This is a genomic window from Thioclava sp. F36-7 (assembly GCF_002020075.1).
Classification (GTDB): domain Bacteria; phylum Pseudomonadota; class Alphaproteobacteria; order Rhodobacterales; family Rhodobacteraceae; genus Thioclava; species Thioclava sediminum.
In genome coordinates, this window is the sequence record NZ_MPZR01000009.1 from 31,287 (window position 1) to 58,276 (window position 26,990).

At 63.3% G+C, this 26,990-nt stretch carries 24 protein-coding genes; 9 read left to right on the forward strand and 15 right to left on the reverse strand.

What is annotated here, in order from left to right; all coding sequences use genetic code 11:
• Positions 1 to 527: 527 nt before the first annotated feature.
• Positions 528 to 1,601 carry a Hint domain-containing protein gene (locus BMI89_RS16140; protein WP_078571862.1) on the forward strand — a complete coding sequence of 358 codons (1,074 nt, stop codon included), beginning with the start codon at positions 528 to 530 and terminating at the stop codon, positions 1,599 to 1,601.
• Positions 1,602 to 2,070: 469 nt separating this feature from the next.
• On the opposite strand, the gene BMI89_RS16145 is transcribed toward BMI89_RS16140, so the two are convergent.
• Together BMI89_RS16145 and BMI89_RS16150 are read right to left on the reverse strand one after the other, a co-directional pair.
• Entirely contained in the window at positions 2,071 to 2,706 is a 636-nt protein-coding gene (locus BMI89_RS16145) for a hypothetical protein (protein WP_143593931.1), read from the reverse strand.
• A 1,028-nt stretch (positions 2,707 to 3,734) separates the two neighbouring features.
• Positions 3,735 to 5,999, reverse strand: a complete 2,265-nt coding sequence (locus BMI89_RS16150) for an adenosylcobalamin-dependent ribonucleoside-diphosphate reductase (RefSeq protein ID WP_078542871.1) — start codon at positions 5,997 to 5,999, stop codon at positions 3,735 to 3,737.
• Positions 6,000 to 6,158: 159 nt separating this feature from the next.
• On the opposite strand from BMI89_RS16150, the gene BMI89_RS16155 reads away from it, so the two are divergent.
• On the forward strand, positions 6,159 to 6,584 hold the full coding sequence (locus BMI89_RS16155) for a DUF1489 domain-containing protein (protein WP_078571865.1): 426 nt from the start codon (positions 6,159 to 6,161) through the stop codon (positions 6,582 to 6,584).
• On the opposite strand, the gene BMI89_RS16160 is transcribed toward BMI89_RS16155, so the two are convergent.
• The 7 genes from BMI89_RS16160 to BMI89_RS16190 form a co-directional block, all read right to left on the reverse strand.
• Entirely contained in the window at positions 6,581 to 6,901 is a 321-nt protein-coding gene (locus BMI89_RS16160; protein WP_078571866.1) for a hypothetical protein, read from the reverse strand. The genes BMI89_RS16155 and BMI89_RS16160 overlap by 4 nt on opposite strands.
• A 129-nt stretch (positions 6,902 to 7,030) precedes the next feature.
• Complete coding sequence (gene pgi / locus BMI89_RS16165; RefSeq protein WP_078571868.1) at positions 7,031 to 8,638, reverse strand: glucose-6-phosphate isomerase; 1,608 nt, start codon at positions 8,636 to 8,638, stop codon at positions 7,031 to 7,033.
• Positions 8,639 to 8,654: 16 nt separating this feature from the next.
• Positions 8,655 to 9,326 carry a 6-phosphogluconolactonase gene (gene pgl, locus BMI89_RS16170; protein ID WP_078571869.1) on the reverse strand — a complete coding sequence of 224 codons (672 nt, stop codon included), beginning with the start codon at positions 9,324 to 9,326 and terminating at the stop codon, positions 8,655 to 8,657.
• A complete protein-coding gene (gene zwf / locus BMI89_RS16175) occupies positions 9,323 to 10,777 on the reverse strand; it encodes a glucose-6-phosphate dehydrogenase (RefSeq protein ID WP_078571871.1) in 1,455 nt (484 codons plus the stop codon). Before zwf ends, pgl begins: the two co-directional genes overlap by 4 nt.
• A gap of 106 nt (positions 10,778 to 10,883) precedes the next feature.
• Positions 10,884 to 11,384, reverse strand: a complete 501-nt coding sequence (locus BMI89_RS16180; protein WP_078571873.1) for a DUF2478 domain-containing protein — start codon at positions 11,382 to 11,384, stop codon at positions 10,884 to 10,886.
• A gap of 64 nt (positions 11,385 to 11,448) precedes the next feature.
• Positions 11,449 to 11,991 (reverse strand): PIN domain-containing protein, encoded by a 543-nt coding sequence (locus tag BMI89_RS16185; protein WP_078571875.1) that lies wholly within the window; start codon positions 11,989 to 11,991, stop codon positions 11,449 to 11,451.
• The gene (locus BMI89_RS16190) at positions 11,991 to 13,199 is read right to left on the reverse strand and encodes a class I SAM-dependent rRNA methyltransferase (RefSeq protein WP_078571877.1); all 1,209 of its coding nucleotides are present in this window, start codon (positions 13,197 to 13,199) and stop codon (positions 11,991 to 11,993) included. Before BMI89_RS16190 ends, BMI89_RS16185 begins: the two co-directional genes overlap by 1 nt.
• Before the next feature lie 240 nt (positions 13,200 to 13,439).
• On the opposite strand from BMI89_RS16190, the gene edd reads away from it, so the two are divergent.
• Together edd and eda are read left to right on the forward strand one after the other, a co-directional pair.
• Entirely contained in the window at positions 13,440 to 15,245 is a 1,806-nt protein-coding gene (edd, locus tag BMI89_RS16195) for a phosphogluconate dehydratase (protein WP_078571878.1), read from the forward strand.
• A 133-nt stretch (positions 15,246 to 15,378) separates the two neighbouring features.
• Complete coding sequence (eda, locus tag BMI89_RS16200) at positions 15,379 to 16,020, forward strand: bifunctional 4-hydroxy-2-oxoglutarate aldolase/2-dehydro-3-deoxy-phosphogluconate aldolase (RefSeq protein ID WP_075775624.1); 642 nt, start codon at positions 15,379 to 15,381, stop codon at positions 16,018 to 16,020.
• An 8-nt stretch (positions 16,021 to 16,028) separates the two neighbouring features.
• Here eda and BMI89_RS16205 read toward each other — a convergent pair whose 3' ends face one another.
• Together BMI89_RS16205 and BMI89_RS16210 are read right to left on the reverse strand one after the other, a co-directional pair.
• Positions 16,029 to 16,295: a hypothetical protein gene (locus BMI89_RS16205; protein ID WP_078572021.1), complete on the reverse strand. Its 267-nt coding sequence runs from the start codon at positions 16,293 to 16,295 to the stop codon at positions 16,029 to 16,031.
• Positions 16,296 to 16,310: 15 nt separating this feature from the next.
• A complete protein-coding gene (locus BMI89_RS16210) occupies positions 16,311 to 19,085 on the reverse strand; it encodes a glutamine-synthetase adenylyltransferase (RefSeq protein WP_078571880.1) in 2,775 nt (924 codons plus the stop codon).
• A 121-nt stretch (positions 19,086 to 19,206) separates the two neighbouring features.
• Between BMI89_RS16210 and BMI89_RS16215 the strand changes: the two genes are divergently transcribed.
• The 5 genes from BMI89_RS16215 (at position 19,207) to BMI89_RS16235 (ending at position 23,964) form a co-directional block, all read left to right on the forward strand.
• A complete protein-coding gene (locus tag BMI89_RS16215) occupies positions 19,207 to 19,674 on the forward strand; it encodes a YbaK/EbsC family protein (RefSeq protein ID WP_078571882.1) in 468 nt (155 codons plus the stop codon).
• A 127-nt stretch (positions 19,675 to 19,801) separates the two neighbouring features.
• Positions 19,802 to 20,257, forward strand: coding sequence for a DUF2852 domain-containing protein (locus tag BMI89_RS16220; protein ID WP_078571884.1), 456 nt, complete (start codon positions 19,802 to 19,804; stop codon positions 20,255 to 20,257).
• Between the two features lie 139 nt (positions 20,258 to 20,396).
• A complete protein-coding gene (locus BMI89_RS16225) occupies positions 20,397 to 21,227 on the forward strand; it encodes an arginyltransferase (RefSeq protein WP_078571885.1) in 831 nt (276 codons plus the stop codon).
• Positions 21,228 to 21,461: 234 nt separating this feature from the next.
• Positions 21,462 to 22,559 (forward strand): TRAP transporter substrate-binding protein, encoded by a 1,098-nt coding sequence (locus tag BMI89_RS16230; protein WP_078520100.1) that lies wholly within the window; start codon positions 21,462 to 21,464, stop codon positions 22,557 to 22,559.
• A 292-nt stretch (positions 22,560 to 22,851) separates the two neighbouring features.
• Positions 22,852 to 23,964, forward strand: coding sequence for a TRAP transporter substrate-binding protein (locus BMI89_RS16235; RefSeq protein WP_078571887.1), 1,113 nt, complete (start codon positions 22,852 to 22,854; stop codon positions 23,962 to 23,964).
• A gap of 75 nt (positions 23,965 to 24,039) precedes the next feature.
• Here BMI89_RS16235 and BMI89_RS20920 read toward each other — a convergent pair whose 3' ends face one another.
• The 4 genes from BMI89_RS20920 to BMI89_RS16245 all read right to left on the reverse strand — a co-directional run bounded on the left by BMI89_RS20920 (position 24,040) and on the right by BMI89_RS16245 (position 26,875).
• Positions 24,040 to 24,207 carry a hypothetical protein gene (locus BMI89_RS20920; RefSeq protein ID WP_158522199.1) on the reverse strand — a complete coding sequence of 56 codons (168 nt, stop codon included), beginning with the start codon at positions 24,205 to 24,207 and terminating at the stop codon, positions 24,040 to 24,042.
• Between the two features lie 99 nt (positions 24,208 to 24,306).
• Entirely contained in the window at positions 24,307 to 24,477 is a 171-nt protein-coding gene (locus BMI89_RS20925; RefSeq protein WP_098411498.1) for a hypothetical protein, read from the reverse strand.
• A gap of 74 nt (positions 24,478 to 24,551) precedes the next feature.
• Entirely contained in the window at positions 24,552 to 26,303 is a 1,752-nt protein-coding gene (locus BMI89_RS16240; protein ID WP_078571889.1) for a TRAP transporter large permease subunit, read from the reverse strand.
• Positions 26,303 to 26,875: a TRAP transporter small permease subunit gene (locus tag BMI89_RS16245; RefSeq protein ID WP_078571891.1), complete on the reverse strand. Its 573-nt coding sequence runs from the start codon at positions 26,873 to 26,875 to the stop codon at positions 26,303 to 26,305. Before BMI89_RS16245 ends, BMI89_RS16240 begins: the two co-directional genes overlap by 1 nt.
• Between the last annotated feature and the right edge of the window lie 115 nt (positions 26,876 to 26,990).

The following is a 26,990-nucleotide window of genomic DNA, read 5'->3' on the forward strand; positions in this document are numbered from 1 at the left end:
AGATGGCGGCCGGTGAACGAGGTGGAGCTCAGGAAGCGATCTACGAGCGATAAGAGGCGACTTTCGCTGCACAGGGTCTCAATGACCGCTATGGGCCGTTATTGACGGGCCGTTCAAAAGTGGCCGGTAGCTACTTTTCCCGCTAGTGGAGAGGTGGCCGAGCCAAAAGACTTCGAATGCCCTACTCCGCCTCCTGACAGCCCCGCTCTCAGGTGGTTCAGCGTTGCTTGGCACAGCGGCAACCACCGCTTTCCGGTCGTGTCAGGACGCCACTTGATTGGCGTGTCACGTCCAATTCCGTTTGCTTGGATTGCTCGGCTCTTAGCGAGAAGCTTTCACGGGAATCCAAAGCTTTAGCCGGAACCGATCGGCGGCGTCACACCCTTAGGTTGCTTCGAATCGTCTAAAGTCGCATCCTAAATTCATCATTCGAGCGATGGCCCCATTAAAATAAGGGCCCGTAAATAAAGTTCGGTAACGATTTCATCTTTTTAAATCTCAAGTGAATTTATCTTAGGGATAATAAAATGAATGACATCACGAAGACTCTTGAAAATACCTACGCCTATAATGGGTCGTTGGCAGACCTGACCGGGACGCTCGTGGTGAGCTCCTTCACCGAACAACCACCGGGTGAAATTCAAGTCTCTGACGCCGACAATGAACGCGACTGGGACTCCGGAGAAGTCGCAAGCTGGAATGGGGACGACGCGACTTATGGAGGCTCCGGAACTGCGACATCTGCGGTGTCCTTGAATCTCGGCCTGCTCGGCTCGATCGATGTAGACCTCTCTTCATCGGTGGACGTTGTCGCATGGCAGGCAGGGGGGCAGACATATGTGAACTACCCCAACGGCGATCAGGCAGCACTACTCGACGGGCTGGTATCCTCAATCGAAAACAACGCGCTCTTCAAGACATTGGGCTTAACCACTGTGCTGAACGCGCTCGGCGTCGGAAGTCTCACCGAGTATGTGGAGCAGAACGCAGTTCTCACCTTCGATCTCGACATCAACGCGTCTTACGATCTGCCGGTCTGTTTTACCCGCGGCACCTTGATCGACACCGTCTCCGGGCCTGTCCCGGTAGAGGACCTGGAGGTCGGCGACCTCGTGATCACCGAGGATGAGGGAACACAACCGCTGCGCTGGATCGGACGGCGCAAGGTTGCCGCAAAAGGCGCTTTCGCCCCGGTCCGGATTGCCAAGGGCGCGCTCGGCAACGATCGCGAGTTGCTCGTGTCACAGCGACATCGCATTCTTCTTCGTGACTGGCGCGCAAACCTTTTGTTCGGGCAGACCGAGGTGTTTGTCGCCGCGACGCATCTTGTTAACGACACGACCATCCGGCGCGTGACTACCGGCGAGGTCGAATACTTTCATCTGCTGCTCGACCGTCATCAGATTCTGACCAGTAATACCCTTCCGACCGAGAGCTTTCACCCCGGTGACATCGCGATGGGGGCACTCGCGAGTGCCGCGAAATCTGAGGTTCTCCACCTCTTCCCCGAGCTCGGGTGCCAGGGATGGAGTAGCTTTGGGCCCATCGCCCGTCGCAGCCTGCGGCGCTACGAAGCCAAGGCCCTCAGGAACGGGCGATAGACCGTCCTGTGCTATTGATCACAGACGGGAAAAGAGGATGCTCGTCCCCAATGAACGATTTCGGTCCGCTCAAATTTAGCAAATATAGCACATCATCATCTCGCGACTGAATATCTCCCGCAAGTCGGCCCCGGTCACTCCCTAAAAGGGATCAGTGAGCTCGAGTGCAGCGTTAGATTGAAACGAGTTCCGAGCCTCGATGGCGATGCGCAGCATCCTCCTTGGGCTTGGACACCTGAGGAACAAGTATGTCCTCCTCCATATCATTCTGTGGGGATCGCGCCGCACGGGCGCGGTTACAGTGTGGCATATCGCGCAGGCGAGAACGGAGAGGTTCTCTGAGAACGCGTCGTTCTTTTCGCTGACAGCGTGTCGCTCAACGGGCATCTGGCAAACCAGATGCCCGAAGACGTTTCTGGCAACCGTCGCGAGAGCAGTTGCCGCTCAACCTGGCGCGTGAAGTTCGAACCTACTTGATGGCGAGCTTGACGAATGAGCGATTGATATACGGCGCAAGGCTCGCCTCGGAAGCACTTAGGAAAATGCCCTGAGAGGACCTACGGCTGATGCCACCGGTTAGTTGGAGCGTTCCGCCTTCATGAAGGTCGATGATCAGGTCAGACCCTTGCACGTCTTCGACCGTTCCGATGAAGACCCTATCCGCCGAGAATACGGGCAAGCCCACCACAGCAGCTTGGTTCAACTGCAACCGGGAAGCATTGCGGTCGCCTGTAGAATTCGCGCCCGCTGCCGACGATTGATCGGCCCCATTCGCGGCTGTGTCTCCGGGCTGTTGTCCCCCGTTCCCCGAGGTGCCGCCGCCGCTACCGGTGCCGCCACCCCCGTTCCCCGAGGCGCCACCATCACCAGTCGTGCCGCCACCACTCGAACCAACGCTGGCATCGACCCCGACATTCACTCCAGATGAATCTCCTCCGGAGCTATGGCCTCCGACGCCAACTGATGCGCCTGCATCAGCCTCTACCCCGCCAACCGAAACTCCAAGGTTGGCCGTAAGGTCTGTCGCAGCGGCTGGGGAAACCCCACCAATAGCGCAAATTGCACACGCGCTGACCGCCGGAATTACAAATTTATTGATAAACATTTTATAAGCCTCCTCCGCTTACATAAAGTTAGATAACCCTTAGGTTGTAATCTGATACGGACGGCTGACCGCAAATTGATCACTTTTTCACGAAAGGGTGATCATTGGCAGCTTGCGAAGGGCAGTCGTTTCTGGGGTGCGATACGGCGCGGCCTGCGAAAGCCTCACGGCCTCTAAGGGCTCAGATTGTAGGCAGGCTCACAGTGAAGGAGGATCTCCAAGCGAACAGGACCCCTTGAGCATCACGATCTTCTAAGTTTCAGTAAAACTAACCCGTTCGCATTTATCTGCTTCTTCAAGATCGGGAGACGTCGTGACGGGGAGGGAGGCCTGCCGAGCCGAGCCAGCACGCCCTTCTTCAGCAGACGCGCCTGCCCCACCATATTTCGCGCTGATTTTTCCAACCCTTCACTCTCACGCATCCCTCTCACCTGCGCCCCCATCGCCGCAGTTATCCCCAAAATCTGGGGACAGGATTGTGGAGAGGAGCCGTGACGTCCAATGGCGCTTCGAAGGGTTCGAATGCGCTCAAATATTAGGCGCCTCCTGACTTTCCAGGGAGCTTTTCATCCAGCAAGTCGGAGACTGGCAGCTCCACTCCGGTCGATCCGCCGACCTTCGAGAATGACGCACATTCTCTCTCGATCAGCCTACGCAGCCCGCCACAGCGGCTTTGAGGCGGACTTTGGGAATACGAAAATGCTGACAGCTTGATAGAGCAATGCTGTCTTTCGCTGCTGTCCGGGCGAAGGACCGCTTTGGGCCGTTTCCAGCCTTACTGCTGGAAGGTCCCAGAGCAGAAATCCCATTTACGCCGCATGAAAGCAGGTGGCTACGAGGCGACGATTCAGCCCGTGGGCAACGCGACGGTCTTAGTCGAGCCATCGGCCCATTTCTTGAAGCACTAAGTGCGCTCCATGCCAATAGGCGCGTCTGCCAGTTTCAATTCTAGCTTGACAGGTCGTGCGCAGACTTATGCTTTCGCCTGCGCACTCATTTGCTTTTTCTGGCTCTTCAACCCACCCGGCTCAGCCGCATTTGGAGTGGCCGCAATCGGCGCAGGTCATGCAGCCTTCGACCATCCGCAGGGCGTAGGAGCCGCAGGACGGGCAGGCTTTGCCGCGGGGGGCTTCGCCGATGGCCATGCGGTCGGCCTCGGGGTCGGATTTCAGACCCAGCCCTTCGCCTTCGAGGAAGCCGATAGAGATCATGTGACGCTCGATCACGCCGCCGATCGCCGCGAGGATCGAGGGGATGTATTTACCCTGCATCCAGGCCCCGCCGCGCGGATCGAACACGGCTTTGAGCTCCTCGACCACGAAGGAGACATCGCCACCGCGCCGGAACACCGCCGAGATCATCCGGGTCAGCGCCACGGTCCAGGCGAAATGCTCCATGTTCTTCGAGTTGATGAAGACCTCGAAGGGACGGCGGTGACCGCCTTGGACGATATCGTTGATCGTGATGTAGATCGCGTGCTCCGAACCCGGCCACTTGATCTTGTAGGTCGAGCCTTCCAGCGCCGCGGGACGGTCCAGCGGCTCGGTCAGGTAGACCACATCGGCGCCCTCATCGACTTCCGGCGCGTCTTCGGATTTCTCCGACACGCTGAGAACCGAGCCCGTCACGTCGTTCGGACGGTAGGTGGTGCAGCCTTTGCAGCCGGTGTCCCAGGCTTCCATATAGACCGACTTGAACGCCTCGAAGGGGATATCCTCAGGGCAGTTGATGGTCTTGGAGATCGAGCTGTCGATCCATTTCTGCGCCGCGGCCTGCATCCGGACGTGATCCATCGGCGCGAGCGTCTGGGCGTTGACGAAATAATCAGGCAGCGGTTTGTCCCCGAACTTATCGCGCCACATCTGCACCGCGTAATCGACCACTTCTTCCTCGGTGCGCGAGCCGTCGGGCTGCAGCACCTTGCGCTTGTAGGCATAGGCGAAGACCGGCTCGATGCCCGAGGACACGTTGCCCGCGTAGAGCGAGATCGTCCCGGTCGGCGCGATGGAGGTCAGCAGCGCGTTGCGGATACCGTGCTCGCGGATCGCTTCGCGGACGTCATCGTCCATCTGCATCATGTTGCCCGAGGCGAGGTATTTCTCGGCATCGAAGAGCGGGAACGGACCCTTCTCCTTGGCCAGATCGACCGAGGCGAGATAGCTCGCCCGCGCGATCTGCTTCATCCAGGCTTCGGTCTGCGCGGCCGCCTCTTCCGAGCCATAGCGCAGGCCCAGCATCAGAAGCGCGTCGGCGAGACCGGTCACGCCCAGACCGATGCGGCGCTTGTTCTGCGCCTCTTCACGCTGCTGCTCCAGCGGGAAGCGCGAGGCGTCGACCACGTTATCCATCATGCGGATGGCAAGGCGCACCATCTCGTCGAGCTGCTCGGGGTCCAGCCCCGCATCCGCCTCGAACGGGTTCGTCACTAGACGTGCGAGGTTGATCGAGCCCAGCAGGCACGCGCCATAGGGCGGCAGGGGCTGCTCGCCGCAGGGGTTGGTCGCGGCGATCTGCTCGACATAGTTGAGGTTGTTCATCTTGTTGATGCGGTCGATGAAGATCACGCCCGGCTCGGCATAGTCATAGGTCGCGCGCATGATCTTGTTCCACAGATCGCGGGCGTTCAGCGTGTGATAGACCTTGTCGCCGTATTTCAGGTCCCACGGACCATCGGCCTTCACGGCCTCCATGAACGCGTCGGTCACCAGCACGGACAGGTTGAACATCCGCAGCCGCGCCGAATCCTGCTTGGCGGTGATGAAGCTCTCGATATCGGGGTGATCGCAGCGCATCGTCGCCATCATCGCGCCGCGACGCGAACCCGCCGACATGATCGTGCGGCACATCGCATCCCAGACATCCATGAAGCTCAGCGGACCGGACGCATCGGCGGCAACGCCTTTCACCTCGGCCCCACGCGGGCGGATGGTGGAGAAGTCGTAGCCGATTCCCCCGCCCTGCTGCATCGTCAGCGCGGCTTCCTTCAGCATGTCGAAGATGCCGCCCATGTTGTCAGGGATCGTGCCCATTACGAAGCAGTTGAACAGCGTCACCGCGCGGCCGGTGCCAGCACCTGCCGCAATCCGGCCTGCGGGGAGATATTTGAAATCTTCCAGCGCGCCGTAGAATTTCTCTTCCCATTTCGCGGGCTTATCCTCGACCTCGGCCAAGGCGCGCGCAATCCGGCGCCAGCTATCCTCGACGGTCGCGTCGATCGGGGTCCCGTCCTGTTCCTTCAGACGGTATTTCATGTCCCAGATCTGTTCGGCAATCGGGGCGGCAAAACGGCTCATGAGGTCCTCGCTGGCAGCAGTTCGAGTGAGGTAAAAATCGAGCGCCCCCTCCGCATATCGTGCGTCGGGGGCGGGCTGACACTATACCTAAGGCCTCTTCGCATGGCCAGACGCAAATCGGACATTGCCGTCGCGGGAGCGAAAACCTAATTAAGGGGCATGGGTGACAAAGTGGTGAATCTGATCAAACTGTGCGTCGGCGCCGAGAAGGTCGAGGACCTGATCGCGTGGCAGGCCAGCCGCTATGGCAAAGGCCCGGCCATGCATGTGACGCGCATGTGGCCGAAGCGCGCGGATGAGATCCTGAACGGCGGGTCGCTATACTGGGTCTTCAAGGGTGCGGCGCTGGCGCGCCAGCGCGTGCTGGAACTGTCCGAAGTGATGGGCGCGGACGGGATCGCGCGCTGCGCGATCGTGCTCGACCGCGAGGTTGTCCGCACCGAGGCCCTGTCGCGCCGCCCCTTCCAGGGCTGGCGCTACCTCAGCCCCGAGGATGCGCCCCGCGATCTGCCGAAAGGTCGCGACCGCGAAGAAGCCCTGCCCCGCGAGCTTGCCGTGGCCCTGTCCGAGATCGGCCTGCGTTAAGAGGCGAGCCAGCTTTCGGCGTCTCCTTGCGCGGTGAAGATGCGGAACGCGCCGCCCTCGCCCTGCATGCTCGCCTCGGAGCGCATATCCTCCGGCACGACCAGTGCGCAGCGCCCGGCCTGACCGTCTTCGCAGCTTTGACGCAGCCCGCCGATCAGTTCCGCCACGTAGCCATCGAAGCGCGGCGCGACGACGACCATCATCCGATCCGCAGACCCGACGAGGCGCATCGCCTCGGTCACATCATGTTTAAGAACAGTGCCGGAGGCGATCAGACCGACCACACCTTCGGGACTTCTCTCCATCGACTCGATCATCGTGGAATTCCTTTGTTCGAACACCAGACGGCGAGGCGCCACGCCCCGCCTATAAGCTGAACGGAAGGATGATCGGCGCGGTTCCGGCCACAGGCGCGACCGTTACCACACCGTTACCACGTGGCAGGCTCAGCCACGCAGCGATTGCACCCGCGCGACAAGCTGCCGGGTGGAGCCGTCCTTGCCCTCGCCCGCATCCTCGCCCTTTAGCACCGGAGCCAGCGCAAGCGCCAGCTCCTTGCCGAGCTCAACGCCCCACTGATCGAAGCTGTTGATGCCGAGGATCACGCCTTCGACGAAGACGCGGTGCTCGTAAAGCGCGACGATACCGCCGAAGACCTCGGGGGTCAGTTTCGGATAAAGCAGCGTGGTCGACGGGCGCGAGCCCGGGAAGACGCGGTGCCGCGCCTGACGGTCCAGTTCGTCACCCTCGAAGCCTTTCTTGCGCATGATCTCGGTCGCCTCGGCCAGCGAGCGCCCGCGCATCAGCGCCTCGGATTGCGCCAGACAGTTGGCCACGAGCAGCGTATGCTGATGCGCCAGATCGGGCTCATGCCCCTCGGCAGCGACCATGAATTCGCACGGAATGACCCGCGTGCCCTGGTGGATCAACTGGTAGAACGCGTGCTGGCCGTTGGTGCCCGGCTCGCCCCACACGACCGGCCCGGAATTGTAAGGCAGGTCCTTGCCATCCATGCTGACGCGCTTGCCGTTGCTCTCCATTTCCAGCTGCTGAAGATAGGCCGGCAGACGTGCAAGCCGTTGATCATAGGGCAGAACCGCGCGGGTCGCGTAGTCGCAGAACTGGTTGTGCCAGATGCCGACCAGCGCCAGCAGCACCGGCAGGTTGTCCTTGAATTCGGCCTTGCGGAAATGCGCGTCCATCGTGGCCGCGCCCTTGAGGAAACCCGCGAAATCCTCCGGCCCGACCGCGAGCATCAGCGACAGCCCGATCGGCCCCCACATCGAATAGCGCCCGCCGACCCAATCGGCGAAGCCGAAGACGCGAGCCTGATCGATCCCGAAGGCCGCGGTCTTCTCAGCCGAGGTCGAGAGCGCCGCGAATTGCTGCGCCGGATCCGAGACTTTCTCGGCCATCCACCGCTTCGCGGTCTCGGCATTGGTCATCGTCTCGATCGTGGTGAAGGTCTTGGAGGCCACGATCAGCAGCGTCGTCTCCGGGTTCAGACCGGCCAGCGTGTCATGGATATGCGCCCCGTCCACGTTGGAGACGAAATGGCAGCGCGGCCCGTCGTGATAGGGCGCAAGCGCCAGCGTCGCCATCGCCGGGCCCAGATCAGAGCCGCCGATGCCGATATTGACCACATCGGTGATCTTGCCGCCCTGCCCCGTGAACTTGCCCTCGCGGACGTCGCGCGCAAACGCTTCCATCCGGGCATAGGTCGCGCGGACCTCGGGCATGACGTTCTCGCCATCGACGAACACGTCCGTGTCGAGATTGCGCAGCGCGGTATGCAGCACCGCGCGGCCCTCGGTGTCGTTGATCTTCTCACCGGTGAACATCGCCTCGGCGCGCGCCGCGACCTCTTTCTCCTCGGCCAGCTTCACCAGCAGATCGAGCGTCTCCGCATCGATATTGGTCTTGGAGAAATCGAACAGAAACGGCCCGGTTTCGCGGCTGAATCCGCCTGCGCGATTGTCCTTTTCGAACAATTCTCCGATTCCGCGGGATTGTACGGATTGCGCCTTGTCGAGGAGGTCTTGCCAGATGGTCATCGCTTGCTCTGCCCAGTTATTCAGCCCAGTGAACGGTCGCGTCCTTGAGAACGGCGCGCACCGGCGCCTGTTCCACAGGGAGCCTTTCGGCTTTTTCGATCGCCTCGCGCTTCTCAGCGCCGGTGATCAGGATATGCGTATACATCGCGTCGCGCAGCACGGGCGCGGACAGGGTGATACGCGGCTCGCCCGCAGCTTCGGCCCGCATCGGCAGCAAGATCGGCGCATCGTTCGACAGCGCCTCTTTCAGCCGGTCGGCACCCGGGAACAGGCTCGCCGTGTGCATATCCGCGCCCATGCCCAGAAGCAGGACGGAGATCGGCAGATGCGGCGCGATGCCCTCGGCCAGTTCCGCCATCTTGTCCTCGGGCCGCTCCGCCTCGGCATAAAGCGGCACCAGTGTCGCCGCCGCCGCCCGGCCCTTCAGGAGCCGCGCACGGATCAGGCGTGTATTCGAACGCTCCGAGCTTTCGGGCACCCAACGCTCGTCATTGAGAAGCACCGCGACCTTGGACCAGTCCAGATCAATGTCGGAAAGGATGTCGAAGATCGGACCGGGCGTGGAGCCGCCGGGCACCGACAAGGTCGCACGGCCCTCGTTGTTGATCGACGCGCGCAACTGGCTCGCGATGCGGTCCGCAAGCCCCATCATCAGCATCTCGCGATCGGGATAACTTTCGAAATTCATTCACGAATCTCCCGCCAGCGGCGTCCGTCGCGATGCATCAGCATCAGCGCGTCATCCGGCCCCGACGCGCCGCTGTCATAGGTTTGAGGTTTGTCGCCACGCGCCTCCCAACCCTCGATGATCGGGTCGGTCCAGGCCCAGGCCGCCTCGACCTCGTCGCCGCGCATGAACAGCGTCTGGTTGCCCCGGATCACGTCCATGATCAGGCGTTCATAGGCGTCGGTGATGTCGGCCTCGTCGCCCAGAGCTTCCGCGAAGGACATATCGAGCGGCACCTGCACGAGGCGCATCCCGCCCGGCCCCGGCTCCTTGATCATCATCTTCAGGTTCATGCCCTCATTGGGCTGCAGCCGGATCACCAGTACGTTCTCGCGCCACTCGCCCTCGGCGTCGTCGAAGATCTGGTGCGGCGGCTCCTTGAAGGTGATCGCGATCTCGGAAGTGCGCGCGCGCAGCCGCTTGCCGGTGCGCAGATAGAAGGGCGTGTTCACCCAGCGCCAGTTCGCGACATGGCATTTCATCGCGATATAGCTCTCGGTCGTCGACTCCGGGTCCTCGGCATCTTCGAGATAGCCGGGCGCATCCTTGCTGGCCGCGTATTGACCGCGCACGATATCGGCAGGCTGGACGGGCTGGAGCGCGCGGATCACCTTGAGCTTCTCGTCGCGCACCGCATCGGGATCGAAGTGATAGGGCGGCTCCATCGCGATCAGGCACAGAAGCTGCATCATGTGGTTTTGCACCATGTCACGCATCGCGCCCGACTTGTCATAATACGACCCGCGACCGCCCACACCGACCGTTTCAGCCACGGTAATTTGCACATGATCAACAAATTGGCTGTTCCAGAGCGGCTCGAACAGGATGTTGGCGAAGCGCACCGCCATCAGGTTCTGCACGGTCTCTTTGCCGAGATAGTGGTCGATCCGGTAGATCTGCGTTTCGTCGAAATACTCCGCCAGCGCCGCGTTGAGCGCCTTGGCTGAGGCGAGGTCGCGCCCGAACGGTTTCTCGACCACGATCCGCGCCTCCGGCCCCGCGATACCGCGCGTGTGCAGGCGCTCGGCCAGATCTCCGAATAGCGCTGGTGCCACCGAGAAGTAGAACGCATTGACGGTATCGTCGCGGACTTTCGACTTCAGATCGTCCCAGCCGCCATCGCCTTTCGCGTCGATCGCGACATAGTCGAGCATCGGCAGGAAGCCGTCCAGCGCGCTTTCGTCGTCGCATTTATTGCCGCCGAATTCGGCGATCGCGGCGCGGGTCTGGTCGCGGAACTCCTCGGGGGTCATCTCCGAGCGCGCAGCCCCGATAATGGTGGATCCTTCGGGGATTTGACCGGCGCAATAGCGACGAAACAGGCCGGGGAGAATTTTGCGATTGGCGAGGTCGCCAGTGGCGCCGAAAATCACCAGGTCGAAACGATCGACGGGAATGACGCGCGAAACCATGGGCTGCTCCGTGTTTGGGGTCCGTTAGCGCTAACGACCCCCTTTTACTCACCTTACCTGAACAAGTCTAGCATGGGAGCGACATGAGACAACGCGAGGGCGCGGATTAAGCGCTCTCACGCGAAAGAAACGCCTCAAGCGCCTGAATTTCCGGCACGATTTCTTCGGCCATACCATCTGCGAAAGTCGCAAAATCGGCGCGCGTTTCGGGCGGAACGGACAGAAGCACCGGAAAATCGGAGGCCATCGCCTGCGCGATCAGGTCGCGACACCCGCGCCCTGCGGCCTCCTGTTTGCCGAATTTGTTGAGGATCACGATGGCGCTCGGGGGCGCCGTTTCGAGCGCATGACCGACCTGCGCGACGACCTCTTCGAGCGCACCCGCATCGAGCGAACAGGCCCCCGCGCCCTGCCCCAGATCCTGCGAGATCGTGCGGGTTTCGCCCTCGGGCAAAAGGCGCAGATGCATCTCGCATTCGAAGCGCTGCGGCACCTCGGCGCGCACCATGCCGATCACGTCGCGCCCTTGCGACAGCAGCCTGTCGGCGAGCTGGGCAAGGAGCTTGTCGGCCGCGCCGCGCTCTTGGCATGTGATGAACCCGATCATTGCGCCTGTTTGGCGAGGCTTTCGCGGGCGGTCAAGGGGCGACACCCGGACACGCAGCGCGAGATCACGCCGCCAGCGCCTTACCGAAACGTGGCAGGCGCGCGCGTTTCATCAGCGCCCGGATCGGCTGCGGTTCGCCCGACAGGCGCTCGGCCTCGGCGCGCACGGCCTCGGTGATGGCGCGCATCTGATCGGGATGCTCGGACAGAAGCTGCCAGAGGAACCCGTCTGGATCGCGCCGCTCCAGCCCCTCGCCCGCCAATGTGCCGCGCGGAAAATCCTGCGCGTTGAAGGTCAGGATCGCATCGGCACTGCCCGCAATCGCCACGGCCAGAACATGAAGGTCATTCTCGTCGGGCAACACCAGCCGCGCCTCGATCCCCGGCTGGGCGGAAATCTCGGCCTTCGGAAACCCCGCGCGCAGCAGCGCGATCTCGCCGCGCGCGATGGCCTCGTCGGCAGGCGCGCGGCGGGCGGCGGCGCGCGCCCATTCCTCGAGGATGCGCGCCGACCAGAGCGGACGGTAGAGCCCCGCCTTGGCCGCCCCGATCAAGATCTCGCGCAGCACCGTCGGGTAGAGCACGCAGGCATCGAGCACGACCCGCATCAGTCGAGCCGGAAGAACAGCGATTTCAGATAGCCCGATTCCGCCAGCTGCGGCAGCATCGGGTGATCGGGCCCGGCATAGCCGGTGTGGATGAGCTGCGCCGACCGCCCCGCCTTGCCGATGCCGCGCGTGCAGGCCGCGCGGAATTGCGACAGATCGGCAGCATGCGAGCAGGAGCACAGCACCAGATAGCCGCCCGGCTCGACCAGTGGCGCGGCCATGCGCGCGATCCGCTCATACGCGCGCAGCCCCGCCTGCAGTGCGGGCTTGGCGGGCGCGAAGGCGGGCGGATCGCAGATCACCAGATCGAAGCGCTCCCCTTCCCGGCCCAAAGCATCGAGCGTGTCGAACGCATCGCCCTGACGCGTGGCAAACCGGTCCGCCATGCCCATCGCGGCCGCGCCCTTGGCCGCAAGATCCAACGCCGGGGCCGAGGCATCGACCGATAGCGCCGAAGTCGCACCACCTGCCAGCGCGGCCAGCGCGAAGCCGCCCACATGGGAGAACACGTCGAGGACCCGCGCGCCCTCGGCCAGCCGTGCCGCGAAAGCGTGGTTCGGGCGCTGGTCATAGAACAGGCCCGTCTTCTGCCCGCCCATCAAATCGGCGAGGTAGATCGCGCCGTTCATCGGCACCTCGACCGGCGCATCAATGCCGCCGCGCAGGGTGAGCATTTCCTCGTCCAGCCCTTCGAGCGTGCGCGCGCGCCCTGCCGCGTTCTTGATGATAGTCGTGACGCCCGTGACCTCGGCTAGCGCGGCCTCGAGATCGGCGATCATCACTTCCGACCATGCCGCATTCGGCTGGATCACCGCCGCATCGCCGAAACGGTCGATGATGACGCCGGGCAGCCCGTCTGCCTCGGCATGGACCAAGCGATAGAACGGCGCATCGAACAACCGCGCACGCATCTCCAACGCGCGGGTCAGCTTCGCGGCGATCCAGTCGCGGTCGATCACCGCCTCCGCGTCGCGGCTCATCACCCGGCCGATGATCTTCGAGTTCGGGTTGACCGTCACCGTCGCGAGCGGACGGCGCTCGCCATCCTCCAGCGTCGCGATCGTGCCGGGCGCCAGCGCCTTGGTGCGCCGGTCCGTCACCAGCTCATCTGCATAGACCCAAGGAAAGCCGTGGCGGATCGCGCGGGCCTCGGCCTTCGGGCGCAGCCGAACGGTCGGGCGGGTGGCGGTGTCTTCGGACTGGCTCATCGGATGCTCCTTGCGCGCGCTGTCTCAAGCGCCGCCTTCCTAGCGCCAAGCGACCCGGCGCGAAAGCCCTCGCGCTTGCCGCACCCCCGCACTGCCCCAGATAATCGACAAAGGGAACGGGTTGCAGCGTTAGCGCTAACATGATAGCGAAGAGGCGACCGCGATCCGCGCCCGCTGCGCGAGCGGCCCGCTAGGGCTGCATGTTCCGCATCAGATGCATAGCAAGGAAAGGCCCCGCCGATGACCCTCGATGCCACAATCGCCCGTGTGACCGACCGAATCCGCGCCCGCTCCGAAGGCCCGCGCGGCGACTATCTTGCCCGGATGCAGGCGGCAGCCGATGCAGGCCCCGCCCGCGCGCATCTCAGCTGCGGCAATCAGGCCCACGCCTACGCAGCCATGGGCGAGGACAAAGACGCGCTCGCGGCAGAGCGCGCCCCCAACGTGGGCATCGTGACGGCCTATAACGACATGCTCTCGGCGCACCAGCCGTTCGAGACCTTCCCGCAGACGATCAAGGCGGCGCTACGCGAAGTCGGCGCCACCGCACAGGTCGCGGGCGGCGTTCCTGCGATGTGCGACGGGGTCACGCAGGGCCAGCCGGGGATGGACCTGTCGCTCTTCTCGCGCGACGTGATCGCGATGGCGGCGGCGGTCTCGCTGAGCCACAATACCTTCGACGCCGCGCTCTACATGGGCGTCTGCGACAAGATCGTGCCCGGCCTGATCATGGCGGCGGCGACCTTCGGCCATATCCCGGCGATTTTCATCCCCGCGGGGCCGATGACCACCGGGCTGCCTAACGACGAGAAAGCCAAGGTGCGCCAGCAATTCGCAGCCGGCGAAGTCGGTCGCGATGCGCTCATGGCAGCCGAGATGGCCTCCTATCACGGCCCGGGCACCTGCACCTTCTACGGCACTGCGAACACCAACCAGATGCTGATGGAGTTCATGGGTCTGCACCTTCCGGGCGCGTCCTTCGTGAACCCGAACACGCCGCTGCGCGAGGCACTGACGGTCGCAGGCGCGAAACGCGCCGCCGAGATCACCGCGCTTGGCAACGACTACCGCCCGGCCTCGGAAGTGCTCGACGAGAAAGCCTTCGTGAACGGCATGGTCGGCCTGATGGCGACGGGTGGGTCGACCAACCACGTCCTGCACCTGCCCGCGATGGCACGCGCCGCCGGGATCGTGCTCGATCTGGAAGATTTCGACGAGATTTCCTCGGCCGTGCCGCTGATGGCGAAAGTCTATCCGAACGGGCTCGCCGACGTGAACCACTTCCATGCGGCGGGCGGGCTGCAATTCATGATCCGCCACCTGCTGGAGGCAGGGCTGCTGCACGAGGACGCGAAGACCGTCGCGGGCGACGGCCTCACCCGCTACACGCAGGAGCCGAAGATCACCGAGGGCGGTCTGATCTGGGAAGAGTCCGACCCCGAGAGCCAGAACGAGAAAATCCTGCGCAAGCCCGCCGATCCCTTCCAGAAAACGGGCGGCCTCAAGCAGCTCGAAGGCAATCTCGGGCGTGGCGTGATCAAGGTCTCCGCCGTCAAGCCCGAGCGCCATGTGATCGAAGCGCCGGTCCGCGTCTTCAAGGAACAGCACGAGGTGAAGGACGCCTTCAAGAACGGCGAGTTCACCTCGGACACGATCGTCGTCGTGCGCTTCCAAGGGCCGAAGGCGAACGGAATGCCGGAGCTGCACTCGCTCACCCCGACCCTCGCAGTGCTGCAGGATCGCGGGCTGAAAGTCGCGCTGGTCACCGATGGCCGGATGTCGGGCGCCTCGGGCAAGGTTCCGGCGGCGATCCATGTCTCGCCCGAGGCCGCCGATGGCGGACCGCTTGCGAAGCTGCAGGACGGCGATATGGTGCGGCTCGACGCGACGACGGGCGAGCTGACCTGCCTGAGCGAAGGTTTCGAGAGCCGCACGCCGGTCGTGCCCGACCTCAGCGGCAACCAGTTCGGACTCGGCCGCGAGTTGTTCGGCGCCTTCCGCACCCATGTCGGCCCGTCCACCAAAGGCGCCTCCGTGGTGCTGTGAGTTTTCTTGCCTCCGGCGGGGATATTTGTACCAAGGCGAAGACAGGGTTCTGCTTTCGGCTTGGCGATAAATATCCCCCGCGGAGCGTCCTGCCCTCTCCGCCCGCGCGGGCGGCCCAGACTGGAGTGATCCGATGACCCCTAGCGAACAATCCGCATCCGCCCGCAAAATCTGCGAACTTGCCCCGATCGTGCCGGTGATCGTGGTGAAGGATGTGGCCCATGCCGCGCCTCTGGCCAAGGCGCTCGTCGCGGGCGGCCTGCCCGCGTTGGAAGTGACGCTGCGCACGCCCTGCGCGCTCGACGCGATCCGTGCGATGGCCGATGTCGAAGGCGGCGTGGTCGGCGCGGGCACGCTGCTGACCCCGGCCGATGTGAAAGCCGCGAAAGCCGCGGGCGCGAAATTCGGCGTCTCGCCCGGCGCGACCGAAACGCTGGTGAAAGCCTGCGAGGACGAGGGCCTGCCGCTTCTGCCCGGCGCCGCCACCGCGTCGGAGGTGATGAAGCTTCTCGAGATGGGCTATGACGTGCTGAAGTTCTTCCCGGCGGAAGCCTCGGGCGGCGCGCCTGCGCTGAAGGCCATCGGCGCACCGATCCCGCAGGTCAGCTTCTGCCCGACGGGCGGCGTCAGCATGAAAAACGCCAATGATTACCTGAGCCTGCCGAACGTTCTTTGCGCGGGCGGCTCCTGGGTCGCGCCCGATGCGATGGTGCAATCGGGCGACTGGGCCGGGATCGAAGCGCTTGCGCGCGAGGCGGCGGCGCTGCCGCGCTAACCACCCTGCTAGGGACGGCGCGCCCGCCAGCCGCCACGCCGCATCGGCGGGCCGCTCTCGCGGGTCAGACCTTCTTCGAGCACCCGGGTCATCGGGTGCTCGGGCGGCGCTTGATAGGCCGCGAGCACGGTGCGCATCGCTTCACTCGCATCCATCCCGGGGCCAAGGCTCAGCGCCCAATCCATGAAGATCGAGCGGCACTCTTCCGTGCTGATCCCGTCGATCTTGAAGCTCTCGCGGATCAGCCCTTTCGGGTCCGCCTCGCTCAATTCCATCAGTTTGCGCGCCATTCAGCCCTCCAGAGCCCTGTCCACGATGGCGGCCGTCTCAGTCGTGACCTCGTTCAGACGCGCCACCAGAGCATCGAGATCATCCAGCCCCGTCTCACGCAACAGGAAAGCGCGGCCGCCCTCTCCGATCGCCGCCATATCCAGACGTTTTTCGCTCAGCAAGCGCCCGCCTGCCTGTAGCCGCCAGAGGAAGCGATAGGCGGTGGCGAGCTGTTCGCCCTCCTCGCGCGTCACGAACCCGCCGCGCGGGCCTGCGCGCAGCTGCGCCTCGACCTTTCGCGCCGGGACGCCCGCGCGGAGCGCGAAGCTTTGCGCCAGAAGCTCGATATCCTGCAGCCGTCCGGGGCCGACCTTCGCCTCCCAATCGCCATCGGGGGCCTTGGCCGCGAAGATCCGGGCGCGCATCTGCGCCAACTCGTGGAGCACCGCGTCTCCGCCGCCTTTCGCCTCCAGAACCTTCAGGCGGATCGCCTCGACCCGGTCGGCCAGATCGGGGCATCCCGCGACAGGCCGCGCCCGGGTCAGCGCCAGATGCTCCCAGGTCCAGGCCTCTTCCATCTGGTAGCTCTCGAAGCTTTGCACCGAGGTCGCGACGGGCCCTTGCCGCCCCGAAGGCCGCAGCCGCATATCGACCTCGTAGAGCATCCCCTCCGGCATCGGCGCGCTGAGCGCGGTGATCAGGGCCTGCGTGAGCTTCGCGTAGTAAGCCCTTGAGGCGATGGGCTTCTTGCCTTCGGAAAACTCCTGTCCGTCCGCGTCGTAGATCACGATCAGATCGAGATCGGACTGCGCGTTCAGGCGCTCTGCGCCAAGGCTGCCCATTCCCAGAACCACTGCGCCCTTGCCGGGGCACGGCCCGTAGCGGCGCGCGAATTCGCCCTGCACGATCGGCCAGAGCGCGCCGAGAACCGCGCCCGCCACATCGGCATATTGGCCCGCGGCCTCTGACGCATCAACGAGGCCGCGCAGATGATGCACGCCGACGCGGAACTTCCATTCCTTGGCCCAACGCCGCGCCGCGATCAACGCGGCCTCGTAGTCGCCCGCCCGCTCCAGCAGCCGCGCAAGATCGGCCTCAAGGGCTGGCTTGCCCGGCCATGGCGCGAAGAACGAGCCACCCAGAACCGCGTCCAGCACCCCGGCATTGCGCGACAGGTAGCTCGCCAGCCCCGGCGCCGTAGCGCAGATATCGACGATCAGATCGACGAGTTGCGGATTGGCCTCGAAGAGAGAGAACAACTGCACCCCGGCGGGCAACCCCTTGAGGAAGCCGTCGAATTGGGTCAGCGCCTCCTCCATATTTGCCGCCCGGCGCATCCGGTCGAGCAGTTCCGGCTCCAGCCGCTTGAAGATCGCGCGCGCCCGTTCGGATCGCAGCGCCGGATAGCCCGTCCAGCCCTCGACGATATCGCGCGCGGATTCGCTCAGTTCGGGACGCTCGGCGGCGGCATCGGGAGCGAAGAACTCATTCGTCAGCCCTTCCACCCGCTCCAGCCGGTCACGCAGCCGGTCGCGCCAGCGCGCCACATCGCCCTCGCCCATCATCGCGGCGATCCGCGCAAGCCCCTCTTCAGTGCCGGGCAGGATCTGGGTCTGGGCGTCGCCCACCATCTGCAGGCGGTGTTCGATCTCGCGATGCTCACGGTAATGATCGATCAACTCCTCTGCCACATCCTCGGGCACCCAAGTCTTCGCCGCGAGCGCGCGCAACCCGCCCACAGTGGTCCGGTCGCGCAGGCTCCCGTCCCGCCCGCCTGCGATCAATTGCCGGGTCTGGGTGAAGAACTCGATCTCGCGGATGCCGCCCTGACCGAGCTTGATATTGTGGCCCGCCACTTCGATCGGGCCGTGCAGCCCCTTATGCTCGCGGATGCGCAGGCGCATGTCATGGGCATCCTGAATGGCCGCGAAATCGAGGTGCTTGCGCCAGACGAAGGGCCGCAGCCGCTCGAGGAACTGCTCGCCCGCCGCGATGTCACCCGCGCAGGGACGCGCCTTGATATAGGCCGCGCGCTCCCATGTCCGGCCTTCTGCCTCGTAATACAATTCCGCCGCGCCCATCGAGATACAGACCGGCGTCACGGCGGCATCGGGGCGCAGACGCAGATCGGTGCGAAAGACATAGCCCTCGACGGTGCGGTCGTTGAGCATCGCCGCCATCTTGCGCGTGGCCCGGATCAGCGCGCTGCGCGCCTCCATCGCATCGTCAGGCTCGTAGCGGCTTTCATCGAAGAGGCAGATCAGGTCGATATCGGAGGAGTAGTTCAGCTCCCCCGCCCCCATCTTGCCCATCGCGAGCGCGACCATCCCGGCGGCATTCTCTATATCCTCATTGGTCGCACCGGGGATCTTGCCGCGGCGGATTTCCTCGGCCACCAGCCGCTGCATCGCGAGATCGACCGCAATATCGGCAAGCCGCGTCAAGGCGCCGGTCACTTCTTCGAGACACCAGACGCCGCCCAGATCGGCAAGCCCGGCCAGCAACGCAACCCGGCGCTTCGCGCGGCGCAATTCGCTCGGCAGATCGGCGAGGGGCACGGGCGTGATCCGCGCGAACTCCTCGGCCAGCGCGGCTTCGGGATTGCCCGAAATCGCGGGACGCAGCCACTCGGCCTCTTTCTCCATCAGGCCTTTGAGATAAGGGCTGCACCCTGCCGTCCCCCCGAGCAATTCGCGCAACTCCGGCGCGAGATCGGAAAACAGCTCTTCGGCTTCGGCGGCGCGGTCGCGCTCGAAAGGCAGGGGCGAACGGGTGAGACGCGAGGCAAACGGCATGGCGCCATGCTTACGCCGCCGAGCGGGCCGGTCAATGGGGATTGCTGTCGCGCGACATCTGGCCATAACTACACCCGCCCGGCGCGCCAGCGCCCGACCTCAGACCCTCCGGAGCCTCGCCATGAGCAAATCCCTCAAACGCGTCCGTGCAGCCCTTGAAGCCGCAAGCGTGCCCTTCGAGATCACCGAACCGGGCGAGGCCCGTACCGCCGAGATGGCCGCACAGGCGGTGGGCTGCGAGGTCGACCAGATCGCCAAATCCATCATCTTTCGCGGCGAAGACAGCGGCCATGTCGTGCTGTTCATCACCGCAGGCGGCAACCGGGTGAGCGCGGAGAAGGCAAACGCGGTCGCGGGCCAGCCCTTGGGCAAGGCCGATGCGGCGCTGATCCGGGCGGAGACGGGCTTCGCGATCGGCGGCGTCGCGCCCCTTGGCCATGTCGGCCCGGTGACGGCTTTCCTCGACCCCCGACTGTTCGAATTTGATACCGTCTGGGCTGCAGCAGGCACGCCACGGCATGTTTTCGCCATCGCCCCGGCCGATCTGGAGCGGATCAGCGGTGCGAAACAGGCCGATTTCACCAAATAAAACAAAGAGAATCCAGTGATTTGCGAGAAAAATGTAAAAATCATTTACATACCCCCTTGCAAGAACCGCCCTGACTTCCGATCTTGGGTATGTGAAAGGAATTCACATGCTCAACCCGGAGGTTCAAATGTCCGCCTATTCCACCAACTCCATGCCCGTCGCGGTTGGTAACTGGTTTACCCGCGCCGTTAACTGGATGGATGGGAACGGCCCCGGCGCCTGGATCGCGCTGATGGTGGCCGGTTTCATTTTCGCAGGCCCCCTCGGCCTCGTCATTCTCGCTTTCATCCTGTTCACCGGCCGCTTCGGGCGTCGCTGGCGCACGGGACAGGCGGTTCAAAAACGCAGCTTCGGTTGCTCCGGCGTCGGTGGCGTCCATGTCTCGCGTTCGACCGGCAACGCGGCGTTCGACGCCTACAAGGCCGACACGCTCGACCGACTGCAGCGCGAACAGCAGGAATTCGAAGAGTTCCTCGGTCGTCTGCGCGAAGCCCGCGACAAGGCAGAGTTCGACCAGTACATGGAAGAGCGCGCCAAGGAAGCGGCTCAGTCGGAGGACAGCTCCGAAGAGGCAAAAGCCTAACCATATAGACAGTTCGCAATGCGATTTCGGCGCCCCGGTTGACGTAACCGGGGCGCTTTCTATGTCATCAACATGAAACACTTGGCGGGTGCGCGCTCCTTTGCTAGCCTGCCGCGACCCCTCCCCGACGAGGCTACTGATGCGCCATTCGCTTCCGCTTGCCCCGCAGTTCTATGTAACCGCGCCGCAGCCCTGCCCCTATCTGGACGGCAGGTCGGAACGGAAATTGTTCACCGCATTGCAGGGGGACACGGCCGAGAAGCTCAACAACGCCCTGTCACGGCAAGGCTTCCGGCGCTCGCAGAATGTGCTGTATCGGCCCTCCTGCGCAGATTGCACCGCCTGCCTGTCGGCCCGCATCCGGGTCGCCGATTTCAAACTGTCGAAATCGCAGCGCCGGGTGCTGAAGAAAAACGGCGACCTTAAGCGTACCGCGACCTCTCCTTGGGCGACGGAAGAGCAATTCGCACTGTTCCGCCGCTATCTAGATGCGCGCCACGCCGATGGCGGCATGGCCGACATGGACATCTTCGAATTCGCCGCGATGATCGAGGAGACGCCCGTGAAGTCGCGCGTGATCGAATATCGCGAGACCGCCGCCACGCCAGACAGCATGCGCGCCCTGATCGCGACCTGCCTGACCGATGTGCTCGATGACGGGCTGTCGATGGTCTATTCCTTCTACGAGCCCGAGCGGATCCGCGACTCCCTCGGCACCTACCTGATCCTCGACCATGTCGAGATCGCGCAACGCGTGGGCCTGCCCTACGTCTATCTCGGCTATTGGGTGCCCGGCTCGCCGAAGATGAACTACAAGGCGAACTTCTCCGCGCTCGAAATCTACAAGGGCGGTCAATGGACCGATCTTGGCGATCCGGCCACGCACGAGACGGAGACTCATCCGCTTTCCGTGCCGCCCATCGCGGAACAGGTCGCCCGGATTCAACTCCCCGATACACGCAATAGTTGAGCAACACCCAGCAACGGACGTCACTCTCGCAGGCAATTGCTCAACCGTTCGGCAGACACCATCTGTCAACTCATTTTTTCAAAACTATTCCGTGACTTCCGACGATTACGGGCCCGTGAACTCTGGACACTCCCGGCCCGTGGTGAAACGGTCCCGACAGACCCGCCGCGGAGGACACGAGGCGGGCGGCGAGGACCGGCCTCGCACAACGGAGCAATAATGGGAGGATCCTAAATGGACCGTCGTTCCTTTCTGACGAAAGCCGCGCTGGGTAGCGCGGCCGCGAGCACGCTGGCAGCCCCCGCGATCGCACAAAGCAATCCGCAAATCACCTGGCGTCTCGCCTCGTCCTTCCCGAAGTCGCTCGACACGATCTATGGCGGCGCGGAAGTGATGTCGAAGATGGTCGAGGAAGCCTCGGACGGTAACTTCAAGATTCAGGTCTTCGCGGCTGGCGAGATCGTCCCCGGCCTTCAGGTCGCCGACGCGGTGATGAACGGCACGGTCGAAGCCTGCCACACCGTCGGCTACTATTTCTGGGGCAAAGACCCGACCTGGGCGCTCGGCGCAGCGGTGCCCTTCTCGCTCAACGCACGCGGCATGAACGCGTGGCACTACCACGGCGGCGGCATCGAGCTCTATAACGAGTTCCTCGGCAAGCAGGGCCTCTATGGTCTGCCGGGCGGCAACACCGGCGCACAGATGGGCGGCTGGTTCCGTAAGGAGATCTCGACGGTCGAAGACCTCAAGGGCCTCAAGATGCGTGTCGGCGGTTTCGCGGGCAAGGTGATGGAAAAGCTCGGCCTCGTGCCGCAGCAGATCGCCGGCGGCGACATCTACCCGGCGCTGGAAAAAGGCACGATCGACGCGACCGAATGGGTCGGCCCCTATGACGACGAGAAGCTCGGCTTCTACAAAGTCGCGCCCTACTACTACTACCCCGGCTGGTGGGAAGGTGGCCCGACGGTCCACTTCATGTTCTCGAAAGAGAAGATGGAAAGCCTGCCGAAACAGTACCAGCAGCTCCTGCACACCGCATCGCAAGCGGCCGATGCGGACATGCTGCAGAAATACGACATGAAGAACCCGAAGGCGCTCAAGACGCTGGTCGCCAACGGCACCCAGCTGCGCGCCTTCTCCCCCGAGATCATGCAGGCCTGCTTCAAGGCAGCCAACGAGGTCTATTCGGAGATGGAGGCGAACAACGCCGAATTCGCGAAGATCTGGGGTTCGATCAAGGACTTCCGCAAGGACTGGTTCACCTGGGAACAGCTGGCCGAGTTCAACTACGACTACTTCATGATGAGCGAAGCCAACAAAGGCGAGCTGTAAGCCGCCCAAACTGGTCAAGCCAGATAACCGAAGCCCCGGCGAAACCTGCGCCGGGGCTTTTTCTATGCCCTGACGACCGACGATACCCTACGGATATTCTGCACTTGCATTGCCACACTGCAGCATGGTTTCGCAACTGTGACCACACACGACATAAAATTGCGTGATCGCCGGTTTACACCCGGAACCGGTCAAGTATTGTGACCGCAATGTCCGCACCGGAGGGAACGCCGTAAATGGAGCGGTGTGGTCAGAAAAATTGACAGACATCCACGATTTGGGAGGAAACCATATGGATCGTCGTTCTTTCCTGCGCAAAGGTGCGCTTGGCGGGGCAGCCGCAGCAGCAGGTAGCGCGCTCGCCGCACCGGCTATTGCGCAAGAAACCCCTACCGTGACGTGGCGCATGACCTCGTCCTTCCCGAAATCGCTCGACACGATCTACGGCGCCGCCGAGACGATGGCGAATTACGTCAAGGGCATGACCGACGGGAAATTCAACATTCAGGTCTTCGCGGCGGGCGAAATCGTCCCCGGCCTGCAGGCAATGGACTCGGTGTCGAACGGCACCGTCGAGGCCTGCCACACCGCCTCCTACTACTACTGGGGTAAAGATCCGACCTTCGCCTTCGCGACCGCAGTGCCGTTCGGCCTGAACATGCGTATGCAGAACGCCTGGTTCTACTATGGCGGCGGCAACGACCTGATGAACGAGTTCTACTCGAACTACAACATCACCGCTTTCCCGTGCGGCAACACCGGCGCCCAGATGGGCGGTTGGTTCCGCAAGGAAATCAACACCGTCGAAGACATGAAGGGCGTGAAAATGCGCATCGGTGGCTTCGGCGGCAAGGTCGTCGAGAAGCTCGGTGTGGTGCCGCAGCAGATCGCGGGTGGCGACATCTACCCGTCGCTCGAGAAAGGCACGATCGACGCCACCGAATGGGTCGGCCCGTACGATGACGAGAAGCTCGGCTTCTACAAGGTCGCACCCTATTACTATTATCCCGGCTGGTGGGAAGGTGGCGCCTGTCTGCACGCCATGTTCAACAAGAACGCCTATGAGCAACTGCCCGAGGCCTACAAGATCGCGCTGACGGCGGCGACGCAGGCGGCGAACTCGGACATGATGGCGTCCTATGACTACAAGAACCCGAGCGCGCTGAAGAAGCTGCTGGGCCAAGGCGCGCAGCTGCGTCCGTTCAGCCAGGAGATCCTCGAAGCCTGCTTCAACGCGGCCAACGAGGTCTATGCCGAGATCAACAGCTCGAACGCTGCGTTCAAGAAGATCTACGACAGCCAGTTCGGCTTCCGCAACGATGCCTATGGCTGGTGGCAGCTGTCGGAGTTCAACTCTGACTACTTCATGATGCGTCAGCAGGCTGCGGGCAACCTCAAGCTCTGAGCCGCGTCTCGTGTGAATTGAGAAGGCCCCGGGGTCCGCGCCCCGGGGCCTTCTCAATTGGTCTGGTCACAAAACTCACTTCGTCGTGGCCGCGCCAACCGTGGCACCCGCCACGGCGCCAACCGGACCTGCAACCACGAGGCCGCCGACACCGCCGGTGGCTGCACGTTCGGTCGCGTTGTCACCACATGCCGCGAGCGAAACCAGCAGGCCGCCCGCCATCAAGATCGTCGCAATTCGCATCTTCTCGTCCTTTCGATAGCAGCCACAATGCGCGGCTTCCTCAAGGACAAGACGCCGAAACGCCCGCCGCGGTTCCCAAGTACCGCGATTAGCTGGCCGTCAATTCTTGCGCGTCACGACGCCGAGCCCGGCTCCGACGACCGCTCCGACAGGTCCCGCCACCACGAGACCGGCCACGCCGCCCGTCGCCGCCCGCTGTTCCTTGGTCTCGCCGCAGCCCGCCAGCGCAAGCAACGAAACCCCGACAATAACGAAAAGAGGATACCGCATCCCTCGCCCTCCACTCTCTCTATAAAAAAGGGGCGGCCCCTGAAGGCCGCCCCGATCTTTCATTTTCCGGTCGATCAGTTGCTGCCCGGTGTGGGAAGCGGGGGCAGCCCGCCCGGAGCCGCGCTTCCCGAGCCCGACCCGCCAGAGGTCGAGCCACCCAGAGGCGCCAGCGACGGCAGGCCACCGAGGCCGCCCCCATCGCCCATGCCAGGCATCTGCGGCAGCTTGATCTCGACATCCTTCAGATCCACCTGCGGCCCCTTGTAGTGCATCACCATGGCCGGGAAGGCGATCACGATGGCAATCATCGCAACCTGGATGAACACGAAGGGAATGGCGCCCCAGTAGATCTGCGAGGTCTTCACCGGCTCCATCTTCTTGCCGGTCACCTTGTCGATATAGGGCACCTTGGCCGCGACCGAGCGCAGGTAGAACAGCGCGAAGCCGAATGGCGGGTGCATGAACGAGGTCTGCATGTTCACGCCCAGGATCACCCCGAACCAGATCAGGTCGATTCCCAGCGCCTGCGCGGCAGGCGCCAGAAGCGGCACGATGATGAAGGCCAGTTCGAAGAAATCGAGGAAGAAGGCGAGGAAGAACACCAGGAACGACACCACGATCAGGAAGCCCAATTGGCCACCCGGAAGCGAGGTCAGCAGATGCTCGACCCAGACCTGCCCGTTCACCCCGTAGAAGGTGAGCGAGAAGACCCGCGCGCCCAGCAGGATGAACAGCACGAAGGCCGACAGGCGCGTCGTCGCCGCCAGCGCGTCACGCACGACGGGGAAGGTCAGGCGCTTCTTCACCGCCGACAGCACCAGCGCGCCGACCGCGCCCATTGCGCCGCCTTCGGTGGGCGTCGCCACGCCGAGGAAGATCGTGCCCAGCACGAGGAAGATCAGCGCCAGCGGCGGGATCAGCACGATCACCACCTGCTGCGCCAGACGGCTCATCAGGTTGGTTTTCAGCGCCTTGTCCAGCAACGCCACGATATAGATCGCGATCACGGCCACACCGGCTGCGAGGATCTCGGAGTTGTTGACGCTCGACCCGCTCGCCTCGAAATACTTCTCGGCGAAGATGAAGATCGCGACCGCACCGGCCAGCGCCACCAGGAGCGACATCACGCCAGAGCCCAGCGTGCGCGCCTCTTTCGGCAGAGCCGGCATCGACTTCGGCTTGATGATCGACATCACGAGCACATAGCCGAGGTAGATGCCGGTCAGCACCATACCGGGGATCAGCGCGCCCTTGTACATGTCGCCCACCGAAACGCCCAGCTGGTCAGCCAGAACGATCAGCACGAGCGAGGGCGGGATGATCTGCGCCAGTGTCCCTGACGCCGCAATGACACCTGTGGCCACCTTCCGATCATAGCCGTAGCGCAACATGATCGGCAGCGAGATCAGGCCCATCGCGATCACTGAGGCCGCAACGACGCCCGTTGTCGCCGCCAGAAGCGCGCCCACGATGATCACCGCATAAGCGAGACCGCCGCGCACCGGGCCGAACAGCTGACCGATCGTGTCGAGAAGATCCTCGGCCATGCCCGATTTCTCGAGCACGATGCCCATGAATGTGAAGAATGGAATGGCAAGTAAGGTCTCGTTCGACAAGACCCCGTAGAACCGTTGCGGCATCGCATTCAACAACGGCCAGTCAAGATTGATCGTCCCGCCGGAGTAACCCGACAGTTCAACGCCGATGACGAAGAACAAAAGACCGTTGGCCGCAAGCGCGAAGGCCGCGGGATAGCCGATCAGCAGGAAGACGATCAGCGAGACGAACATGATCGGGGCCATGTTCTGAGCGATAAGCTCGAGCATTACAGACCCTCCTCTTCGGCGATGGGATCATGGCCGTGATGGCCTGCGCTGTCGGCATGGGGATCCTCGATCAACCCACGCATCACGCCGATCTTCTTGATGATCTCGGACACGCCTTGGAAGAACAGCTGCCAGAAGCCGATCAGCAGCAGGATCTTGGCCGGCCACAGGATCAGACCGCCCGAATTCGTCGACATCTCGCCCGAGCGGATCGAGATCATCACGAAGGGCGTCAGCTTGAACAGCATCAGCACGACGAAGGGCATCAGGAAGAAGATGTGCCCCAGCAGATCGATCCAGTGCTGCACTTTCCGCGAGAACGCACCATAGACGATGTCGATGCGGATATGCTCGTTTTGCTTGAGCGTGTAAGCGGCAGCTCCCAGAAACGCCGCGCCGAAAAGATACCATTGCAGTTCCAGCCAAGCGTTCGACGACATGTCGAAGGCTTTGCGTACAATGGCGTTGGTCGCACTCACGAGGACCGACACCAGAATAAGCCACGACACCGCCTTGCCGATGGTCTCGTTTATCCGGTCGATCGCGCGTGAAAGGGCCAGCAAAGCGCCCATCTCACTTCCTCCCTAATTTTGTCCCGAAAGCCTGCGCGAGGCTTTGCCCGTGATTGGCCGAGTGGGGGAGAAAGGTCAAGCAATTAAGGCTTCATCTGGTCTGTTCACTTGACCA

Bases quoted from the DNA above. Each gene is read 5' to 3' on its own strand.
- BMI89_RS16215 (WP_078571882.1), top strand. From the start codon at position 19,207: ATGAGCAAATCCCTCAAACGCGTCCGTGCAGCCCTTGAAGCCGCAAGC.
- zwf (WP_078571871.1), bottom strand. From the start codon at position 10,777: ATGGTTTCGCGCGTCATTCCCGTCGATCGTTTCGACCTGGTGATTTTC.
- edd (WP_078571878.1), top strand. From the start codon at position 13,440: ATGACCCTCGATGCCACAATCGCCCGTGTGACCGACCGAATCCGCGCC.
- BMI89_RS16210 (WP_078571880.1), bottom strand. From the start codon at position 19,085: ATGCCGTTTGCCTCGCGTCTCACCCGTTCGCCCCTGCCTTTCGAGCGC.
- BMI89_RS16150 (WP_078542871.1), bottom strand. From the start codon at position 5,999: ATGAGCCGTTTTGCCGCCCCGATTGCCGAACAGATCTGGGACATGAAA.
- BMI89_RS16220 (WP_078571884.1), top strand. From the start codon at position 19,802: ATGTCCGCCTATTCCACCAACTCCATGCCCGTCGCGGTTGGTAACTGG.
- BMI89_RS16185 (WP_078571875.1), bottom strand. From the start codon at position 11,991: ATGCGGGTCGTGCTCGATGCCTGCGTGCTCTACCCGACGGTGCTGCGC.
- BMI89_RS16205 (WP_078572021.1), bottom strand. From the start codon at position 16,295: ATGGAATTGAGCGAGGCGGACCCGAAAGGGCTGATCCGCGAGAGCTTC.
- BMI89_RS16180 (WP_078571873.1), bottom strand. From the start codon at position 11,384: ATGATCGGGTTCATCACATGCCAAGAGCGCGGCGCGGCCGACAAGCTC.
- pgi (WP_078571868.1), bottom strand. From the start codon at position 8,638: ATGACCATCTGGCAAGACCTCCTCGACAAGGCGCAATCCGTACAATCC.
- BMI89_RS16230 (WP_078520100.1), top strand. From the start codon at position 21,462: ATGGACCGTCGTTCCTTTCTGACGAAAGCCGCGCTGGGTAGCGCGGCC.
- pgl (WP_078571869.1), bottom strand. From the start codon at position 9,326: ATGAATTTCGAAAGTTATCCCGATCGCGAGATGCTGATGATGGGGCTT.
- BMI89_RS16235 (WP_078571887.1), top strand. From the start codon at position 22,852: ATGGATCGTCGTTCTTTCCTGCGCAAAGGTGCGCTTGGCGGGGCAGCC.
- BMI89_RS16240 (WP_078571889.1), bottom strand. From the start codon at position 26,303: ATGCTCGAGCTTATCGCTCAGAACATGGCCCCGATCATGTTCGTCTCG.
- BMI89_RS16245 (WP_078571891.1), bottom strand. From the start codon at position 26,875: ATGGGCGCTTTGCTGGCCCTTTCACGCGCGATCGACCGGATAAACGAG.
- BMI89_RS16155 (WP_078571865.1), top strand. From the start codon at position 6,159: ATGGGTGACAAAGTGGTGAATCTGATCAAACTGTGCGTCGGCGCCGAG.
- BMI89_RS16190 (WP_078571877.1), bottom strand. From the start codon at position 13,199: ATGAGCCAGTCCGAAGACACCGCCACCCGCCCGACCGTTCGGCTGCGC.
- BMI89_RS16160 (WP_078571866.1), bottom strand. From the start codon at position 6,901: ATGATCGAGTCGATGGAGAGAAGTCCCGAAGGTGTGGTCGGTCTGATC.
- BMI89_RS16225 (WP_078571885.1), top strand. From the start codon at position 20,397: ATGCGCCATTCGCTTCCGCTTGCCCCGCAGTTCTATGTAACCGCGCCG.
- BMI89_RS16145 (WP_143593931.1), bottom strand. From the start codon at position 2,706: ATGTTTATCAATAAATTTGTAATTCCGGCGGTCAGCGCGTGTGCAATT.
- BMI89_RS20920 (WP_158522199.1), bottom strand. From the start codon at position 24,207: ATGCGAATTGCGACGATCTTGATGGCGGGCGGCCTGCTGGTTTCGCTC.
- BMI89_RS16140 (WP_078571862.1), top strand. From the start codon at position 528: ATGAATGACATCACGAAGACTCTTGAAAATACCTACGCCTATAATGGG.
- eda (WP_075775624.1), top strand. From the start codon at position 15,379: ATGACCCCTAGCGAACAATCCGCATCCGCCCGCAAAATCTGCGAACTT.
- BMI89_RS20925 (WP_098411498.1), bottom strand. From the start codon at position 24,477: ATGCGGTATCCTCTTTTCGTTATTGTCGGGGTTTCGTTGCTTGCGCTG.